The 21,570-nt window shown below is 43.0% G+C and carries 11 protein-coding genes; 2 read left to right on the forward strand and 9 right to left on the reverse strand.

The genetic code is table 11. The features are described from left to right. Window positions 1-102 precede the first annotated feature (102 nt). Window positions 103-1,050 carry a hypothetical protein gene (locus A4G17_RS02010; protein WP_123957001.1) on the forward strand — a complete coding sequence of 316 codons (948 nt, stop codon included), beginning with the start codon at window positions 103-105 and terminating at the stop codon, window positions 1,048-1,050. Window positions 1,051-1,175: 125 nt separating this feature from the next. Beyond that, on the forward strand, window positions 1,176-3,782 hold the full coding sequence (mutS, locus tag A4G17_RS02015) for a DNA mismatch repair protein MutS (RefSeq protein ID WP_123957002.1): 2,607 nt from the start codon (window positions 1,176-1,178) through the stop codon (window positions 3,780-3,782). A 66-nt stretch (window positions 3,783-3,848) separates the two neighbouring features. On the opposite strand, the gene A4G17_RS02020 is transcribed toward mutS, so the two are convergent. The 9 genes from A4G17_RS02020 to A4G17_RS10230 form a co-directional block, all read right to left on the reverse strand. Then, the gene (locus A4G17_RS02020) at window positions 3,849-4,754 is read right to left on the reverse strand and encodes a YadA C-terminal domain-containing protein (RefSeq protein ID WP_123957003.1); all 906 of its coding nucleotides are present in this window, start codon (window positions 4,752-4,754) and stop codon (window positions 3,849-3,851) included. A gap of 181 nt (window positions 4,755-4,935) precedes the next feature. Then, complete coding sequence (gene rpoC, locus A4G17_RS02025; RefSeq protein WP_123957004.1) at window positions 4,936-9,216, reverse strand: DNA-directed RNA polymerase subunit beta'; 4,281 nt, start codon at window positions 9,214-9,216, stop codon at window positions 4,936-4,938. 188 nt (window positions 9,217-9,404) lie between these two features. Further along, window positions 9,405-13,433: a DNA-directed RNA polymerase subunit beta gene (gene rpoB / locus A4G17_RS02030; RefSeq protein ID WP_123957005.1), complete on the reverse strand. Its 4,029-nt coding sequence runs from the start codon at window positions 13,431-13,433 to the stop codon at window positions 9,405-9,407. A gap of 494 nt (window positions 13,434-13,927) precedes the next feature. Next, on the reverse strand, window positions 13,928-14,296 hold the full coding sequence (rplL, locus tag A4G17_RS02035; RefSeq protein ID WP_123957006.1) for a 50S ribosomal protein L7/L12: 369 nt from the start codon (window positions 14,294-14,296) through the stop codon (window positions 13,928-13,930). 57 nt (window positions 14,297-14,353) lie between these two features. Next, complete coding sequence (rplJ, locus tag A4G17_RS02040; protein WP_123957007.1) at window positions 14,354-14,845, reverse strand: 50S ribosomal protein L10; 492 nt, start codon at window positions 14,843-14,845, stop codon at window positions 14,354-14,356. Between the two features lie 281 nt (window positions 14,846-15,126). Then, window positions 15,127-16,689, reverse strand: a complete 1,563-nt coding sequence (locus A4G17_RS02045; protein ID WP_123957008.1) for a type I restriction-modification system subunit M — start codon at window positions 16,687-16,689, stop codon at window positions 15,127-15,129. Window positions 16,690-16,736: 47 nt separating this feature from the next. Further along, a complete protein-coding gene (locus A4G17_RS02050) occupies window positions 16,737-17,828 on the reverse strand; it encodes a restriction endonuclease subunit S (RefSeq protein WP_123957009.1) in 1,092 nt (363 codons plus the stop codon). A gap of 241 nt (window positions 17,829-18,069) precedes the next feature. Continuing rightward, a complete protein-coding gene (locus tag A4G17_RS02055; protein ID WP_207948559.1) occupies window positions 18,070-21,252 on the reverse strand; it encodes a type I restriction endonuclease subunit R in 3,183 nt (1,060 codons plus the stop codon). A gap of 54 nt (window positions 21,253-21,306) precedes the next feature. Beyond that, window positions 21,307-21,447, reverse strand: a complete 141-nt coding sequence (locus A4G17_RS10230; protein WP_207948560.1) for a hypothetical protein — start codon at window positions 21,445-21,447, stop codon at window positions 21,307-21,309. Window positions 21,448-21,570 lie beyond the last annotated feature (123 nt).

Here is a 21,570-nt window from a genome sequence, read left to right on the forward strand (position 1 = left end):
TTTTTAGAAAATAGCAAAAAATGCACTGAATCTAACCGCTTTCAGTTTAGATTTTGACAAAATTAGCGTAATATCTCACCAAAAGATGAATGGAGGGATTTTATGAAACATGCTCAGCTTACTATTTCAATATTATCGCTTTGCTTTCCCGTTGCATTATTCGCAAATGAAACTATGCTAGATAAACAACATAGCAAAGTGAGAGAGACGTTACATAGCTGGTCAAATGTACTCGATGATTGGGTTGGCACTCCAGACCCAGATAAACCTGCCTCAGCGAATTTGCGTGTTATGTTAGATAACCAATGGAATCGTTATGATGGCTATTCAGTTAAACCTCGCATACGAGCTAAATTACGCTTACCCGCCTTGAAAAAGCATTTAAGTATTGTTATGGGGGATGAAGATTTAGATAACCAATCCCAAGATCGTGTTCAAACTGCACCAAATTACCGAGAACGATTACCCAAAGATAAATATTACGACAAACACCAAGCTCGCCAAGACAATAATTCCCTTGCATTGCGTTGGTCGGATGGTATCAAAAACCTTGGCATAGAGACGGATCTTGATTTAGGGATTCGCTCTGGAGCGGATATTTTCGTACGAGCCAAAGCCAGTAAAAAATGGCAACATACTAACCAATTCTCAACCCGTCTCGAACAAATCTACCGCTATGGTTCAAATAGTAAACACTATGTACGAACCAACCTCGAAAATAAATATGTCCAAGATGATATCGCTTTCATCAATAACCACACTTATTTTGAGTACACCCACGATGTTGATGAGAATTTACGTTGGGGAAATAGTTTATATCGCGAGCACAACTTTGTAGGTTACAAACGTTTGAACTACGGTCTGTCAATCGGTGGTGATATTCAACACAAACGCTTTAAGTTGATCCATTACGGCCCGTTTATCACTTATCGCCAACCCATTTTACGTGAGTGGCTATTTATTCAGCCTGAGCTATCATTCTACAACAACAAAAGGCTCAACCGCTCACATCATCTTGGGGCTTTCTTACGTTTAGAGGCGATTTTCTAATTCTACAAGCGGTCAGTTCCCGATGAAAATTTGCAAATTTTCCCGCTAAACTGACCGCTTGCTCTTTTGCTCGCTAGCCTTTCCGCCTAAAATACTCGCCATTTTCAACTAATCAAAACAAACCGATGACCAAAGACCTTTCTACGCATACGCCAATGATGCAACAATATCTCCAACTCAAAGCCCAAAATCCTGATATTTTGCTGTTCTATCGAATGGGGGATTTTTACGAGCTATTTTATGATGATGCGAAGAAGGCGGCGGCGTTGTTGGATATTTCACTCACCAAACGTGGGCAATCCGCAGGCGAGCCGATTCCAATGGCGGGCGTGCCTTATCACGCTGTTGAAGGCTACTTAGCCAAGCTGGTGGCACTGGGTGAGTCGGTGGCGATTTGTGAGCAAGTGGGCGATCCTACCACCAGTAAAGGCCCTGTTGAGCGAAAAGTAGTGCGAATTGTCACGCCGGGGACGGTAAGCGATGAAGCCTTGTTGCCAGAACGCCAAGATAACTTGGTGGCAGCGATTTATCAGGAAAAAGGTGTGTTTGCCCTAGCGACCTTGGATATGGCATCGGGTCGATTTTTGATTAGCGAATTACCAAGCAAAGAAGCCCTTTCGGCGGAGCTACAACGTACACAACCTGCTGAAATTCTCTACCCTGAAGATTTTAGCGAAGCGGGCATTTTGCAAGGCTACAAAGGTTTACGCCGTCGTGCGGTATGGGAATTTGAGTTAGTCACCGCCATTCAGTTGCTCAACCGCCAATTTGGTACGCAAAACTTGGCGGGTTTTGGGGTAGATAAAGCATTAGTTGGGCTTTGTGCCGCGGGCTGTTTGCTTCATTATGCGCAGGAAACCCAACGCACTGCCTTGCCCCACATCAATGCCATTCATTTAGCACAAAATAGTGACACCATTCTGCTTGATGCTGCGACACGTCGAAATTTAGAGCTTACCACCAATCTTGGCGGTGGCGTAGAAAATACCTTGGCTTCAGTGCTAGATAAATGCGTTACCCCAATGGGTAGCCGCTTGCTTAAACGTTGGATTCATCAGCCGATTCGTGATCTCAATAAACTTAACACTCGTCAACAGATTATCCTTGCCTTACAACAGCACGAACGCATTGAACCGCTTCAACCACTTCTACAACAAGTGGGCGATATGGAACGCATTTTAGCAAGGGTGGCATTACGAACGGCTCGCCCTCGAGATCTCACTCGTTTGCGTCAAGCCTTGGCGCAACTGCCTGATATTGTAAAATTATCGCAAAATCTGACCGCTTGTTTAGATCAACCCCTCACACAAATCGCTGATTTTAGCGAACTGCACGAGCTACTGGAAAAAGCGATTATCGACAACCCTCCGCAGCTTATTCGAGATGGTGGCGTGATTGCCGAAGGCTACAATGCAGAACTGGACGAGTGGCGAAATCTGGCAGAAGGGGCAACCCAATATCTTGATGATTTAGAGCAAAGAGAACGTGAGCAAACAGGCATTGATACCCTGAAAATCGGCTTCAATGCAGTGCATGGCTACTACATTCAAATTAGCCAAGGGCAAGCTCACAAAGCACCGATTCACTACGTTCGCCGCCAAACGTTGAAAAATGCGGAACGCTACATTATTCCAGAGCTAAAAACGTATGAAGATAAAGTGTTGAAATCTAAAGGAGCATCGCTCGCTTTAGAGAAACAACTTTACGATGAGTTGTTCGATTTACTTTTGCCACGTTTAGGCGAATTACAACTTGCCAGCCTTGCACTTGCCGAGCTTGATGTGCTCACCAACTTTGCCGAACGTGCCGAAAGCCTCAATTATGTGATGCCAACCTTCAGCCCGAAACGCCAAATCAATATCAAAGGTGGTCGTCACCCTGTGGTGGAACAAGTGCTGAAAGATCCTTTTATCGCTAACCCCGTTTATCTCGATCCACAACGCCATCTACTGATTGTTACAGGGCCGAATATGGGCGGAAAAAGCACCTATATGCGTCAAATCGCTTTGATTACTTTGATGGCATATATCGGCAGTTTTGTGCCTGCAGAGAGTGCGGAAATTGGGCCAATCGACCGCATTTTCACCCGTATCGGTGCATCGGACGATCTCGCTTCTGGGCGTTCAACCTTTATGGTAGAAATGACGGAAATGGCGAACATTCTGCATCAATCCACCGAGCAGAGCCTTGTGCTCGTTGATGAAATCGGGCGTGGTACATCTACTTATGATGGCTTATCACTGGCGTGGGCGTGCGCCGAATGGCTGGCGAAAAAAACCCAATCCCTCACCCTCTTTGCCACTCACTATTTTGAATTAACCAGCTTGCCGAACCAGCTCAAAGGCGTAGCGAATGTACATTTAGATGCCTTGGAGCATAACGACACCATCGCCTTTATGCACAGCGTGCAGGAAGGGGCTGCAAGTAAAAGTTACGGCTTGGCAGTGGCAGCTCTTGCAGGCGTGCCGAAGCAGGTGATCCAACTGGCAAAACAGAAACTCGCTCAGCTCGAACAGCTTTCACAGCAAACCGCCCAACTGCACGATAATCCACAGGGCGATTTGCTATTCAACGCCGAACCAACGGATTTGCAAATTTCCGCCCAAAACTCACCGCTTGCACAACCTTCAGCGGTTGAAATGGCGTTAGCCGACATCAACCCAGACGAACTTACACCAAAACAGGCACTCGATGCCTTATATACATTGAAATCTCTACTTTTAACCGCTTAAAATAAAAAGAGTTGCTATCCATTATGGGTTAGCAACTCTTTTATTATTCATTGACTATCGGATTAATTAGAACTCATAATTAACACCAACATTGTAAGAGGCATTATTATCCCCTGTGCTCATCGCTACGCCAGCTTTTGCTGCGAAATGGGCATTAAAGCGATAACCCGCTCCCACTGCAACCGCTGATTTAGACTGGTATCCACCAACCGCAGCCGTTACATTGAACTTACCCACACTATATGGCTGGAAAAGACCAGATAATGCCGCTTGGGTCGCTAACCCTCTTTTTAGTTCTTCATTGAGCTTGTCTAAACGCTGTGTGTTGCTTTGCACTTGAGCATTTAATTTTGATACAGACGCTTCAAGTTTTGCGGTTCTTGCTTTTAAGCCTTCAATATTGGCTGGTTTAAGTGAGGCGATTGCCTCTTGGTTTTGCTTAACTCTTAAATCTAGAGCGGTCAATGCTGTTTTATCCGCTTTCTCACTGAGTTTTCCATCAACATAAGATTGATCCGCTTTTTTAGCTAATTCAGTTTTATCCGCCTTCTCATTGAGTTTTCCATCAACATAAGATTGATCCGCTTTTTTAGCTAATTCCGTCTTATCGGCCTTCTCACTGAGTTTGCCATCAACATAGGTTTTGTCCGATTTTTGAGCTAACTCGGTTTTATCTGCTTTACCACCTAAAATAGCATGAACATCTACAAACCTTGTTTCTATATCCGCTAAATTCGCTTTCTCACGTAGCTTCGCATCGACATAGGTTTTATCTGCTTTTTTACTTTGATTTTCGGCTGCTAGATTTACTGCAGCAACAGCTTGATTAGTAGTAAGACCAAGTCGAGTTTCTAAATTTTCTATCTTAGCTTCATTTGTTCCAACCCTTTTGCTTAGATCATTCGCTAAAGATAGATTTGGAACAATGGAAGCTAATAAGCATGCTGCAACCGTTAACTTTAATGGTTTCATGGTTTGTCTCCTTTAATGATAAAAAATCTTGATATCGCTTTATAATTGCCTAATCGACAATATTTATAGGGGTATTATTTTACAATGTCATTTATTAGAAATCCATCAAAAATGAATATCATTAAAAAATCCCCCCAAACTCGCTCAGAATTTGGGGGATTTTTTCATAAGATAGAATTAACTACTCTTCATCATCCATATCAAAACCTGCATTGAGTAATGCGGCAAGGCTCTGAGTGGCTTCATCATTCACAACGCTTTGTGTCTCTGCTTCAATGTCTTCTGCACTTGCAAAAGTTGAGGCGGAAGTCACCGCTTGTTCTGATGTTTGAAGTATTTCACCCTCTGCACGACGTTTGGCTCGGTTTTGATGGTAAGCAAAACCAGTACCCGCAGGAATTAGACGGCCGACAATCACGTTTTCTTTCAAACCACGTAATTCGTCACGCTTACCAGCCACGGCTGCCTCGGTAAGCACACGGGTGGTTTCTTGGAACGATGCCGCAGAGATAAATGACTCTGTCGCAAGGGATGCTTTGGTAATACCAAGCAATTCACGTTCAAATTCCACCAACGGTTTGCCTTCTTCCGCACGTTTGCGGTTGACGATTTTCACACGAGCCACTTCAACTTGTTCACCTTCAAGGAACTCGGAGTCGTAAGCATTGGTAATCACCGCTTTACGCAACATTTGGCGAACGATGACTTCGATATGCTTATCGTTAATTTTTACCCCTTGTAAGCGGTAAACTTCTTGCACTTCGTTTACGATGTAATCGGTTACGGCGTGAACACCACGCAAGCGTAAAATATCGTGTGGGGTTTCCGCACCGTCAGAAATTACATCACCACGTTGTACCAATTCACCTTCAAATACGTTGAGCTGACGCCATTTTGGAATCATTTCTTCGTAAGTCTCGCCTTCTGCTGGCGTGATTAACAAGCGGCGCTTTCCTTTGGTTTCTTTACCAAATGAGACGATACCTGAAATTTCCGCCAAGATAGCAGGCTCTTTCGGTTTACGTGCCTCAAACAAGTCTGCAACACGTGGAAGACCACCAGTAATATCCTTGGTTCCTGTGCTTTCTTGTGGAATACGTGCTAACGCATCACCCACTGCCACTTCGGCACCTTCGTTCAAGCTCACAATCGCTTTACCTGGAAGGATATATTGTACTGGTGTGTCGTTCACTAAAATGTCATTGCCTTGGGCATCCACTAATTTCAATGCTGGACGTAAGTCTTTACCTGCTGTGGCACGCTCACCCACATCTTGTACCGAGATTGATGAAAGACCAGTGAGTTCGTCCGTTTGGCGAGTTACCGTCAAGCCATCAACGATGTCGCTGAACTTGATGAAACCGCTCACTTCGGAGATGATCGGCATTGTATGCGGATCCCAGTTCGCCACGACCTCGCCAGTATTTACTTCTGCACCGTCGCCTTTTGAAAGTACCGCACCGTAAGGCACTTTATAGTTTTCTTTGGTACGACCGAATGCGTCAATTACCGTTAATTCAGTATTACGAGAAGTTAAGACAAATTTGCCTTCTTTATTGGTCACGAATTTTGCGTTGGCAAGTTTAATCGTACCCGCATTCTTCACTTGAATACTGGATTCTTTGGCTGCCGCAGATGCCGCACCACCGATGTGGAACGTACGCATCGTTAACTGTGTACCCGGTTCACCGATAGATTGTGCCGCAATAACACCCACAGCTTCACCTTGATTGATCAAGTGACCACGAGCTAAGTCACGACCGTAACATTTCGCACATACACCAAAGTCAGTGTTACAGGTTACGACTGAACGCACTTTGATGACGTCCACAGACTCCGCATCAATCACATCACACCATTTCTCATCGATTAAGGTATTGCGTGGAATTAAGACGTCTTCTGTACCTGGTTTTAATACGTCTTCCGCTACCACACGACCGAGTACACGATCACGCAAGGCCTCTTTCACATCACCGCCTTCGATAAGCGGGGTCATCACGATACCTTCGTGTGTACCACAGTCATCTTCTACGATCACCAAGTCTTGTGCCACATCTACTAAACGACGGGTTAAGTAACCTGAGTTCGCTGTTTTTAATGCCGTATCCGCAAGACCTTTACGGGCACCGTGGGTTGAAATAAAGTACTGAAGAACGTTTAAGCCTTCACGGAAGTTGGCGGTAATTGGTGTTTCGATGATCGAGCCATCTGGACGAGCCATCAAACCACGCATACCTGCTAACTGACGAATCTGTGCTGCAGAACCACGCGCCCCTGAATCCGCCATCATAAAGATACTGTTGAATGACGCTTGTTTCTCTGGGTTACCTTCACGGTTAATCACTTCTTCCGTCGATAAGTTTTCCATCATCGCTTTCGAGACACGTTCGTTCGCTGCCGCCCAAATATCGATCACTTTGTTATAACGCTCACCTGCAGTCACAAGACCAGAGTTGAATTGTTCTTGGATTTCTGCTACTTCTTCTTCTGCGGCAGCGATGATGCTGTATTTTTGTTCTGGGATCACCATATCGTCGATACCAACAGATGAACCTGAACGTGCTGCATAAGCAAAACCGGTGTACATAATTTGGTCAGCGAAAACCACTGACTCTTTCAAGCCTAAACGACGGTAGCTTTCATTGATTAATTTTGAAATCGCTTTTTTGCCTAATGCTTGGTTGAACAAACTAAATGGCATTCCTTTCGGTGCGATCATCCATAAAATTGCACGACCGATTGTGGTATCTACTAAGTAAACTTTTGGTTCAAACTCACCGCTTGCATTTTTCTCGTATTCCGTGATACGCACTTTTACACGAGAATGTAATTCTGCTTGACCAGTACGGTACGCTTTTTCAGCTTCGCGTGGATCAAGGAAGTACATTCCTTCACCTTTGCCGTTCACTTTGTCACGGGTCATATAGTAAAGACCTAATACAACGTCTTGCGATGGTACGATAATCGGATCACCGTTCGCAGGCGAGAGAACGTTGTTGGTAGACATCATTAACGCACGAGCTTCTAATTGTGCTTCAAGGGTTAATGGAACGTGTACCGCCATTTGGTCACCGTCGAAGTCCGCGTTGAACGCCGCACACACAAGTGGGTGTAACTGAATCGCTTTACCTTCAATCAACAACGGTTCAAACGCTTGAATACCCAAACGGTGAAGCGTTGGTGCACGGTTAAGCAGGATTGGGTGTTCACGAATCACTTCTGCGAGAATATCCCATACGATTGGATCTTCACGCTCTACCATTTTCTTCGCGGCTTTAATGGTTGATGCGATACCACGACTTTCTAATTTTGAGTAGATAAATGGACGGAATAATTCCAATGCCATTTTCTTCGGCAAACCACATTGGTGTAGACGTAAGTATGGACCTACGGTGATTACCGAACGACCTGAATAGTCAACACGTTTACCTAATAGGTTTTGACGGAAACGACCTTGTTTACCTTTGATCATATCCGCTAATGATTTCAATGGACGTTTGTTTGAACCGGTAATCGCACGACCACGACGACCGTTGTCTAACAACGCATCGACTGACTCTTGTAACATCCGTTTTTCGTTACGCACGATGATGTCTGGTGCAATCAAATCTAACAAGCGTTTTAAACGGTTGTTACGGTTGATAACACGGCGATATAAATCGTTCAAGTCAGAGGTGGCGAAACGACCACCATCAAGTGGTACTAATGGACGCAAATCTGGCGGAAGCACTGGCAATACCGTCATCACCATCCATTCTGGCTTATTGCCTGATTGGATAAATGCTTCAAGTAATTTCAAGCGTTTGGTGATTTTTTTGCGTTTGGTTTCGGAATTGGTTTCTTGTAATTCTTCACGCAACATTTCGCATTGGTGATCCAGATCTAAATCTTTCAACAATGCTTGGATACCTTCCGCACCCATTTTCGCTTCAAATTCGTCGCCCCAACGCTCTTCCGCTTCTAAATACTGTTCTTCAGTTAATAACTGATTTTTCTCAAGATCAGTCATACCTGGCTCGATCACTACATAGCTTTCGAAATAAAGCACACGCTCAATATCACGCAACGGCATATCTAAAATCAAACCGATACGGGACGGCAGTGATTTTAAGAACCAGATGTGTGCCACTGGACAAGCCAATTCGATATGGCCCATACGGTCACGACGTACTTTGGTTTGCGTGACTTCAACGCCACATTTTTCACAGATCACACCGCGGTGTTTTAAGCGTTTATATTTACCACACAAACATTCGTAATCTTTCACTGGCCCAAAAATACGTGCACAGAAAAGACCGTCACGTTCTGGTTTGAAGGTACGGTAGTTGATCGTTTCTGGTTTTTTCACTTCACCAAAAGACCAAGAACGGATCTTATCTGGCGATGCTAAACCGATTTTAATCACATCAAAATCGTCACTTGATTTTGATTGTGCTTTTAAAAACTTAACTAAGTCTTTCACTTTTTTGCCCCTAGTGATGTAGGTTTTATAAAGTTCGCAACGGCAAACCATTGCGATATAAATTGGGTTGCAAGCGGTCAGATTTGCCAGATGTTTTGCAAATTTGCAACATTTTTGCAGGATCTAACCGCTTGTATCATCCTTAATCTTTGATGGCACTGGTCTGACGCACACCATCCATAAGGATATTACGCCTCGTCCAACTCCATATCGATCGCTAATGCACGGATCTCTTTGGTAATTACGTTAAAGGATTCTGGCATACCTGGCTCCATATAGTGTGTGCCATCTACGATGTTTTTATACATCTTCGTACGACCATTCACGTCATCGGATTTCACTGTAAGCATTTCTTGAAGCGTATAGGCTGCACCGTATGCTTCTAATGCCCAAACCTCCATCTCACCGAAACGCTGACCACCGAACTGTGCTTTACCACCGAGCGGTTGTTGCGTAACAAGACTATAAGAACCGGTTGAACGTGCGTGCATTTTGTCATCAACTAAGTGGTTCAATTTGAGCATATACATATAACCTACGGTTACAGGGCGCTCGAATTTCTCACCTGTACGGCCATCATAAAGGGTGATCTGACCACTAGTTGGTAAGCCACCTAATTCTAATAAGCCTTTGATTTCTTTTTCATGTGCACCGTCAAATACTGGGGTAGCAAGTGGTAAACCTTTGCGTAAATTTTGTGCAAGAGTCATCACTTCTTCGTCGGTGAACTTGCTTAAATCAACCACTTGCGAACCGTGACCGAGATCGTAGGCTTTTTGCATGTAGTCACGCAATTTCGCCACTGACTGCTGCTGTTTGATCATCGCATTGATTTGATCGCCGATACCACGTGCTGCTAAGCCTAAGTGAGTTTCAAGGATCTGACCGATGTTCATACGAGACGGAACGCCCAACGGGTTCAATACGATCTCAACTGGCTGACCGTTTTCATCGTATGGCATATCTTCCACAGGGTTGATTTTCGAGATAACCCCTTTGTTACCGTGGCGACCCGCCATTTTATCACCTGGTTGAATTTGGCGTTTCACCGCAAGGTACACTTTCACCACTTTCAATACGCCAGGAGCTAAGTCGTCCCCTTGGATAATCTTATTGCGTTTGATTTCAAGTTTGCGTTCAAACTCTTTACGCAACTCTTCGTGCTGTTCTGCAAGCTGTTCTAATTGGTTTTGTTTTACTTCGTCGTCTAAGGTTTGTTCTAACCATTTTTCACGATCAACTTTATCCAACGCTGCTTCAGACACACCGCCTTCCACCAACAAGTTACGCACTCGAGTGAATAAGCCTGCTTCTAAGATTTCCAACTCTTCGGTTAAGTCTTTTTTCGCTTCACGAAGTTGGATTTCTTCGATGTCTTTCGCACGTTTATCTTTTTCTACGCCATCACGAGTGAAGACTTGAACATCGATAACCGTACCTGATGTACCGTTTGGTACACGTAATGAAGAATCTTTAACGTCAGACGCTTTTTCACCGAAAATTGCACGGAGAAGTTTCTCTTCTGGGGTTAATTGGGTTTCGCCTTTCGGAGTGACTTTACCCACTAAGATGTCGCCACCTTTTACTTCCGCACCGATGTAAACAATACCTGATTCATCTAATTTACTTAATGCTGATTCGCCCACGTTTGGAATATCAGCCGTGATCTCTTCCGCACCCAGTTTGGTATCACGCGCCACACAAGAAAGTTCTTGAATGTGAATGGTGGTGAAGCGATCTTCTTGTACCACACGCTCAGACACTAACATTGAGTCTTCGAAGTTATAACCATTCCAAGGCATGAACGCCACGCGAATGTTTTGACCTAAGGCTAACTCACCTAAGTCTGTTGAAGGACCGTCAGCTAAGATTTCACCACGTTCAACTGGCTCGCCTAATTTCACACAAGGAATTTGGTTGATACAGGTGTTTTGGTTTGAACGGGTATATTTGATTAAGTTATAAATATCAATACCTGCTTCACCCGCTACCGTTTCGTCTTCGTTGACTTTAACCACGATACGAGAGGCATCAACGTATTGGATCGTACCACCACGTTTTGCGACGACGGCTACACCCGAGTCGAGTGCCACGGCTTTCTCAATACCAGTACCGACTAATGGTTTATCCGCACGCAATGTTGGCACGGCTTGACGTTGCATGTTCGCACCCATCAACGCACGGTTCGCATCGTCGTGTTCAAGGAACGGGATTAACGCCGCCGCAACAGAAACCACTTGCTGTGTTGAAACGTCCATATAGTGAATTTCTTCTGGGCGATATAAACCAGACTCACCATGTTCACCACGACAAGTGACATAGGTATCTGTAAAACGGAAGTTTTCGTCTAAGTTTGAGTTCGCCTGTGCGATCACGAAGTTACCTTCTTCAATCGCTGATAAGTATTCGATCTCTTCAGTCACTTGACCATTTACCACTTTACGATATGGCGTTTCTAAGAAACCATAGTCGTTAGTACGTGCATAAACAGAAAGTGAGTTAATCAAACCGATATTTGGACCTTCAGGCGTTTCGATTGGACATACACGACCATAGTGAGTTGCGTGTACGTCACGCACTTCAAAGCCCGCACGTTCACGTGTTAAACCACCTGGACCTAACGCAGAAATACGACGTTTGTGAGTAACCTCTGAAAGCGGGTTGTTTTGGTCCATAAATTGCGAAAGCTGTGAAGAACCAAAGAACTCTTTCACGGCCGCAGAAATTGGTTTTGCATTGATCAGATCTTGTGGAGTAACCCCATCTAAATCGCCTAGTGAGAGACGCTCACGCACGGCACGCTCAACACGCACTAAACCGATACGGAATTGGTTTTCAGCCATCTCGCCCACTGAACGAATACGACGGTTACCTAAGTGATCGATATCGTCCACTTCGCCACGACCGTTACGGATTTCGATCAATTTCTTCATCACGCCGATGATGTCATCGTTACTTAAAATGCCCGAGCCTTCACCTTCAGGAATATCAAGTGAACGGTTGAATTTCATACGACCTACCGCTGAAAGATCATAACGGTCGCTTGAGAAGAACATATTGTCAAATAAGCCTTCTGCCGCTTCTTTTGTTGGTGGTTCACCTGGACGCATCATACGGTAGATTTCCACTAACGCACTTAAACGGTCGTAGGTCGGATCCACACGCAAGGTTTCAGAAATGTATGGGCCGTAATCTAAATCGTTAGTGAATAACACTTCGATTTGGTGATAACCTGCTTGAGCCAATTTTGCTAATAATTCTAAGTTTAGCTCGGTATTTGCAGGGCAAACCACTTCACCCGTTTCAAGATCGATGTAATCTCTTGCTGTGACTTTGCCAATGATATACTCGGTTGGCACATTGATTTGAGTAATATTATCTTTTTCTAATGCTTTGATATGACGTGCAGTAATACGGCGACCGTTTTCTACATACACTTTACCTTCTGCTTCGATATCGAATGCGGCTGTTTCACCACGCAAACGCTCAGGAACGAGTTCCATCAATAATTGATTGTCTTTGATTTCAAAATTCACTTTCTCAAAGAACAAGTTCAAGATTTCTTCGGTGGTGTAGCCTAAAGCACGTAAAATAATGGTGGCTGGCAATTTACGACGACGGTCGATACGTGCGTATAAGTTGTCTTTCGGATCGAACTCGAAATCTAACCAAGAACCACGGTAAGGAATGATACGAGCGTTGTACAACACTTTACCTGATGCGTGTGTTTTACCTTTGTCAGAATCAAAGAATACGCCTGGACTACGGTGTAATTGTGACACGATAACACGCTCGGTACCGTTGATCACGAAAGTCCCGTTGTCGGTCATCAATGGGATTTCGCCCATATAGACGTTTTGTTCTTTAATATCTTTAACGGTACCTGCTGCCGCCTCACGATCGAATGTGACTAAACGTAATTTCACACGCAACGGTGCGGCATAGGTTGTGCCACGAATTTGGCATTCACGCACGTCAAACGCAGGTTCACCTAATTCGTAAGAAACGTATTGTAATTCGGTGCTACCGTTGTTGCTGACAATCGGGAACACTGAACGGAATGCCGCTTCTAAACCTTGTTGTCCTTCAGGATCTCTTTGAATGAATTTATCAAAAGAATCAAGCTGAATAGTTAATAGATAAGGTACGTTCAGAACTTGTGGGCGTTTACCAAAGCTCTTACGGATACGCTTTTTCTCGGAATATGAGTATGCCATTGTTAGATAGCCTTCTTGATTTTTTATCTGGTTGAATTTTCACAATCCGCCTAAAGACTGGCAGGAAGTGGCATATAAAATAGGATACGAGATGTCGTTTTCCAATCAGGGAACAGGGGTCAAAAATCACTACCGCTCTGGCGTTTGATCGGGTTAGGAAGATTTGCAAAACGCTCAACGGAAGTGACTGCTTGCAAACTTTTAAATTGACTTTAAAATCAATCAGTTAGATAAACTTAAACGACACAAGTTTACCTGAACATATCAAGCACAAAATGGCTGGTGGTTTACCACCAGCCATTTAATGCAAATTCGGACTAGCAATTATAGGGAGATTTGGATAACAAATCAATGGATTGATTAAAAAATTATCGTTTAAATGACCACATACAAGCGGTCAGTTTTCCACAATTTTTTGCAAATCAAAAACAAAAACCCCGATATTTTCATCGGGGTTTTCTGAACCTTGAAGGTCGTTACACAAAAATCAAAAATTATTTGATTTCTACTTGTGCACCAGCTTCTTCTAATTCTTTCTTAAGTGCTTCAGCTTCTGCTTTAGAGATGCCTTCTTTTAATGCTGCTGGTGCAGATTCAACTAAGTCTTTTGCTTCTTTTAAGCCTAAGCCAGTTGCACCACGTACTGCTTTGATTACAGCAACTTTGTTCGCACCTGCGTTAGCAAGGATTACGTCGAATTCAGTTTTCTCTTCTGCTGCTTCCGCTGGACCAGCTGCTACTGCAACTGCTGCTGCCGCTGCTGATACGCCGAATTTTTCTTCCATCGCTGCGATTAATTCAACGATTTCTGATACTGATTTAGAAGCGATCGCTTCAATGATTTGTTCGTTAGTTAATGACATAACAATCAATTCCTAAAGTAAATAAGTTAAACGAGTTAAGAAGTTTTCTGCTTAAAATTATGCAGCTTCTTGTAATTTGTCGCGTAATGCTGCAAGAGTGCGAACAAGTTTGCCTGCCGCAGCTTCTTTCATTGTGCCCATTAAACGTGCAATTGCTTCTTCGTAAGTTGGTAATGTTGCCAAGAATTCAACATCTTGTACTTTACCTTCAAAGGCTGCACCTTTAATTTCAAACTCTTTGTTTGCTTTCGCAAAATCTTTTAACAAACGTGCTGCTGCACCTGGATGTTCAGTAGAGAATGCGATAAGAGTTGGACCAGTAAACGTGTCTTTTAAACACTCGAATTCAGTGCCTTCAACCGCACGACGTAATAAAGTATTACGTACCACACGCATTGTCACGCCTGATTCACGAGCTGTTTTACGTAACTCGGTCATTTTATCTACTGTTACGCCGCGAGAATCCGCAACGACAGCAGAAAGGGCACCTTTGGCAGCTTCGTTTACTTCAGCAACAATTGCTTGTTTGTCTTGAAGATTTAATGCCATTGGTTTTAGCTCCTGATACACTCCACAAAAAACGTGGAATTTACAAAAAATCTCAAAAAAGTAACCGCTTGTTACCAAACGTTTTTTGAGCCTAAGGTGTCCAGAAGCAGAAAATTCTGTCTGTTCACCATCTACGTAGGTTATTCCATTAAGAAACGGTTCACACCGGTTCACCTACGGTCTTGGACGGGGCTTGAAAAGGCAAGCACCATCAATATTCTGCCCATAGGGCAAAAATGAGTTGCGGATTATACGCTCAAATATTAAACCTGTAAACGGTTTTATGCGTTGATTAACGCCTTTAGTTCCGCAAGCTCTTGTTGAATTTCGACTTCGAGGCTTTCAATTCGAGCTAAAATTTCACAAGGTGGATCATATTCCTGCTCTTGGTGTACAACTTCTTTGTAGCGATTGATCGATAAATCGTAGCCATTTTCCACAATGTCAGCCACATCAACGACAAAACTTGGTTGGGTTTTATCACCGAAGCGGCGAGCAATTTCTTCATATTGATTGGCAAGCAACAACGTTTTATATTCTGCCCACGCTTTTTCGACGGTAGGTAAATCATTTTGAGCGATGGGTGAACGCTTATCATCCAAACTATAACCATCTGCCTGCACATCATAAAACCAGACTTGGCGAGTATTGCCGCCTTTGCTGAATAGCAAAATCGCAGTAGAAACGCCTGCGTAGGGTTTGAACACGCCGCTTGGCAAGCTAATCACGGCTTCTAACTGGTTTTGTTCAATCAGTGTTTGACGCAGCTGCTTATGTGCTTTAGATGAACCAAACAACACGCCATCAGGCACAATCACTCCCGCTCTACCACCGAGTTTCAACGCATTCAGAATGTGAGCAACAAACAGCAATTCCGTTTTCTTGGTTTTCACCACTTTTAATACATCAGGGTTGGTATTCGCTTCGTCTAGGCTGCCTTTAAAAGGTGGGTTTGCCAAAATGACATCGAAGAAATCTTTCTCTTGGTCTGGGTAATGGGTTTGAATTGATTTATTTAAGGTGTCTTGATAGCAAATATTTGCCCCCGTGATACCGTGCAGCAGCATATTCATACTGGAAACACTTAACATCGTGCTATCAAAGTCGAATCCCCAAAACATTTGATTCAACATAAATTGCCGTTCTGCATCGGTTAATAAATCACCGATGTAATGGACATTCCCTTCCTCATCGGGCTGCAAATAGTTTTTACTGGTGTGCGTTTTGTGTAAATACTCCACTGTTCGCACTAAAAAACCTGCGGTGCCACAGGCAGGATCGCACACCGTTTCGTTTGGTTTTGGGGCAACTAATGCCACCATCATATCAATGATATGGCGAGGTGTGCGGAACTGTCCGTTAATGCCCGCAGTTGAAAGTTTGCTCAATAAATATTCGTAAATATCGCCTTTTACATCGCTTTGATTGAGTGGCAACTGATCGACAAGCTCTACCGCTGATACCAACACACTTTCATTTTTGATTTCCACGGAGGCTTGTTTCATATATTCGCCCGTTTTACCAAGCTCCGCTCCGTTTGCGGCAAGCTCGGTGAAATGGGGAAACACATTGTTTTTTAAGTGCTGATAGAGTAATGCTCCTGACATTTGACGGAAGTTTTTCCAACGCAACGCTTGCCCTTCTGGCGTGTCAGGAAAAATGCGTTTAAAGGGCTTGCCAGTACGGTATGCTTTGCGTTCGCTCGCTTCTTCTTGCATATCGAGCATTCGTGCGAATACTAAATAGCTAATTTGTTTGATGACGGTCAGCGGATCGGTAATACCGCCTGTCCAGAACTTTTCCCATAATTTATCAATATCACTGCGAATTTTGCCTGTGAGCATCTTTTTTCCTTTTTATTTGCAAAATTTTCTTCTAATCTGACCGCTTGTTAGCCAACAAACTGCCCGTTAAAGGCTTTCTGCATCAACGCTTGATGCAGCACTTCCAACTCCGCCAAGCTTTTTTGTAGCAAGGATTTTTGGGCGTGGATTTTTTCAGCTATTTGGGCGAATTGGGTTTGGAGTTTTATGTCAGGACAAATTACATTTAACTTTGAAAGAATGTCTAGATTAATATTTTTTTGTGCTGATTCAGGTGCAGTTTCTTCCAAAATACGCTGAAAAAAACTAAACCAATAATTAATAAAAATGGCATTTGTGTGAGAATTGGGAATAAAACCAACAACACTATCAGGAAAACAACTATTAAATTTTAAAATTGCTGTTTTAGCAATATTTGCCGCAATCGTAATACAAAGAGTACCTTTTTCCCACATTTTGCTTTGTTCAAATCCCTTTTTCGAGTAAGTGTTCTTATATTCTTCTAAATAAAGTCCCGAGTTTGCAATATCACCAGTTTGAATAAATGGATATTCTCCGCCAAGCAATTTAGGATCATTTCTTGGTCTATGCTTTGAACCCCCCCTACCTAAATATCCCAAAGTAGATAATTGCACCAAGTTCCAATTCCTTGTATTTATTACTGGATCCCCAAACATCTCCAAAAATACGCTTTGCACTAACTTATCCAGCTCCGCTATTTGTGCTTTGCGTTTTGCAATCAGTGCTGTGGATTTATCGAGAATTTGGGCGATTTGGGTTTGGGTTTCAATACTTGGATAATAAATATTAGGTTCAGTTAAATTTTCTAATTTAATGTATTTAATCACACACCCAATTGCTTGTTGACGCAACACCCCCAAATATTTCTCCATAAAATAATAAAGATACTTCATATTAAGCTCTTTATCTTTCTTACAAGTTAAAACATAGGTTCTTTGGTAAGCATCAAATTTGCCTTTGTAATATTTAACATTTAGATCGCCATTGCCTGCAACTAAAACAACTTCATCATCAAAACTATATTTATCTATTCTGGAAATTTCACGAGCAGTGGTAAAAAAAGGATATTGTCCATTTTCTACTGCTGCGTTTGCGTCAAGCTTTCCTGTTTTAATATTAACTAACTCACCTAATTTCATTCTTTCTCCATAAAATTCTTCTACATCTCTCTTCACCATCACTGTCCATTAAGACTCTCTCACTGCTCAAAGAAGAACTTAATACAAGCGGTCACTTTCTGATTATTTTTTGCAAATCGGATTTGCAAAATAATGAGCGGATCTAACCGCTTGTTGGTTTATTTTTCACCAGACAACCTACACCTTGTGGGACATCTACGTCGGTATATTGTGTAACGTTTGCCATTTCGCCACACATAACTCAGTCATCATTCACACGTCCTAACGTTTCCGCACGGGTTAAAGGCTCGACAAAATAAGGGTGAAGCAGTTCAAATAGTTCATCCGCACTGTTTACATCAAAGATGCCGTCAATACTCTCGGCATGAAGATGCGTGAAAGGGGCATCAAATAAGCGTTCACGGGTAATGCCGCCATGTTTGGCGATGACACTTTGCAATAAGTCGATAAAACGTACCTGCAAGGCAGTTAGATTCGGGTGCTGTTGAATGAATTGTTCAAAATGTTGGCTGATGGCTTTGCTGTCTAACCCCACGATCTCTTTTAACAAGCGGTTTAGGTTTTCTGGTGTATCACCATAAAACGCAATTAAATCGTTAAATTGCACATCAGGATGCTGAGCTAGAACTAAAGCAAACAGCGACTCAATCTCGGTTTTACTCACCGCTTGGTTTTGTTTCACTTTGATGATGACAGGGTGCTGTTCAAATTCTGCAAACAGTTTTTTGTAGCGTTGGCGGTCTGCGTATTGAGGTAAGATTGGATCTCGTATCGTCATCTGAATCTCACCATCTTCGGCTTTGGTTTTATTCCCAAAGGCGAACGGTGAAGTGGTTTGCTGTTTGCGGTATTGCATAATTCCCCGCAAAATCAAACGTGCTTGTTCTAGCGCTGCAATATTTTCTGATTGCCAAAAAACGGGTTGCTGCAAGCGTTCAATAGTGAGGAGATGTTTGCGAACCACGTCTAGGTTGGTGGCGAGTTCACTTAACCAGTCAAGCAAACTCTGTTTATATGCCGCTAAATCCGCTGATCCCGCTAACCATAAATGTTGAATTTGTGCAATGAGTCGGTCAAATCTCACCGCTTGTACTTCTGACTCGGGCAGCTCTCGCTGTGCCATCAATGGTGAGATGGTTTTCTCAAGCCAATGCTGTGTGGTGCTGTCGAACTCGGCAAGCAGATCGGTTTCTCGTAAGAGAACGACGGTCCGCATTTCCCGTTTTACAGCTATTGCATCAAGCGGGAGAGCTAAAATATCTTGCTGCAATAAATGGCGGATTAAATCCCAATGCTGATTTTTCGCTTTGGCGACTTTGGCAAAGGCAAGCCGAGCATCAAAACAGCTCTGTAACAGTGGTTTCGCTTGATTGAGATCTTCTGGTTCTTGATATTTTTCATCAAAATAGGTGAAATTTTGGTGATGGTCGAAAATAATAAATTTGGTTTTGTCCTGATCGCCATCAAGTAATTTCGGGCAAAGACGAGTGCCTCGCCCAATCATCTGCCAGAATTTCACTTTCGATCGTACCGATTTTGCAAACACTAAATTTAAGATAGACGGCACATCAATCCCTGTGTCTAACATATCCACTGAAATGGCAATACGGAAAGCACTGTTGGGATCTTTAAATTCAGTGATGAGTCTATCCACGTGTGGCACATTGTTGTGAATCACTTTACACATTTTTGTGCCAAATTGTGGATAACGATCGCAGAAGACTTGTTCGAGATGTTCCGCATGTTTTTGGCTTTGCGCAAAAAGAATCGTTTTGCCCATTATGCCATTTTTCGCTTTCAGCCCATTTTGCATTAAATTATCAATGATAATGCTATCGGTGTCATAGCTGATAATATTTCGCCCAATTTGAGAACCTTCAAAATCAGCATGTTGTGCCATTTCTTCGCCAAGATCTTCTTCTAGCTGACGTTTCTGTTCATCAGACAGTTGATCATAACGAATGCCATTGCGTAGAAAGTTTGTCGTGACTTCTTGCACTTCGTAACGAGCAAGATAAGGTGGCTCGTGCTCCCAAGCCTCTTCAAGGCTGAAAGAGTACGTTGGGTTCTGATTTTCACAACCAAACATTTCATACGTATTACGGCTAACAAAACCAACTGGCGTTGCAGTAAGCCCTAATTTGAGCGAATCAAAATAGTGGAAAATATCGCCGTATTTATTGTAGATAGAGCGGTGCGATTCATCGGCAATGATCAAATCGAAAAACCCTGTATTCAGTTGAGCAAAACGATTCATCATCGCGGGATAAGTGGCGATAAAAATACGTGCACTGGATTCAATTTGATTAGCTTCTCCGATGACACAGCGGGGTTCAGTTGGTACATATTCACGGAAATCGTCGTCTGCTTGCTTGCGTAATTCTCGGCGGTCGCATAAAAACAACACTCGCTTTGCCCAGTTTTTGGCAAGCAATAGATGGGTTAGCCCGATTGCTACACGGGTTTTACCTGTGTCTGTCGCCTGTACGATCAATGCCGCACGACGTTGGTTTTGGAAATGTTCTGCAACGGTTTTAATGGCTGCGGTTTGATAATTCCGCCCGGCAATTTGCGTACACTCTGTTGGGTAATTTTCCGCTAAATTTAATTTGTACTGCCGTTGAAAGAGTAATTTTTGTAGGCTTTCTTTATCATAAAAACTAAAAATTTGGCGAGGACTATTGTAAACGGCATCATCCCAAATATAGGTTTCATAGCCATTGCTATAAAAAATGATCGGTCTTTGCCCAAATTGAGCTTCTAATGCATCGGCATATAAACGAGCCTGCTCACGTCCACGTTGTACTTCAACACTCGTTTTCTTGGCTTCTAACACAGCCAGCGGCTTGCCATCGCTATCCCATAAAACGTAATCAACGGCACCTTTGCCTGATATTGAACCTGTAAAGTTAGTAAGACGATATTCAAACTGAACGTCATCTCTATTATGCAAGTTCCAATCTGCATTGGCTAACATAGCATCGATCAACTGACGGCGAGTTGTCGCTTCATCCCAATTTAAACTATTTGCGACTTGTTGGCTTTGCTGCTGACGTAATGCAAGATCATCTGTCGATAACATTTCTGCAGAACGAGCTTGTTCAAGCCTTTCTGCTTCTAATTGAGCAATGACTGCGTGAAGATGCTTCTGTTCTTCTTCTAATGCTTGTAAGCGTTTTGTCGTGGCGGTATTTGACGCTTCAAAGGTAGGTTCAATATAGGCGGGTAATTTATCAATTGGCAAATTGGCATAACGCACCGCCATATAAATAGCGAGTTTATGTGCGGTTTTTAAGGCTTGCTTAGCTACCTCAATTTTTCCAACTGCACCGTGCGCTGTACGATTACCTTTTATTCTCAAATAATCTAACTGATACCATAATGATTTATCGACTGAATTTCTAAATTCGGTCGATTTCAGCAACTCATTAAACGTGGCTTGAGGCAGTCGTGCAAATTTTTCTTCTTTATAGATCTCCTAAACCATTTCTTCCGCAAAACTGCGTAAACGAGTTAAACAACTTCCCGCATCAATATGAAGCAACTTCTCAGCTAAAGTCGCCAATTCGGAAAGCTGTTCGTAATGAGATGTTAAGAACGAAAAATTGTATGTATTCATATCTCTCTGCCTTTGGTAAAAAATTACCAAGATCTAACCGCTTGTGAGCGGCAAAATTGTAACGTTTTATCCTATAAAGAAAAAGACCACAGAAATCGAATTTCTGTGGTCTTTTATTTAACT

Source organism: Frederiksenia canicola (assembly GCF_011455495.1).
Lineage (GTDB): Bacteria > Pseudomonadota > Gammaproteobacteria > Enterobacterales > Pasteurellaceae > Frederiksenia > Frederiksenia canicola.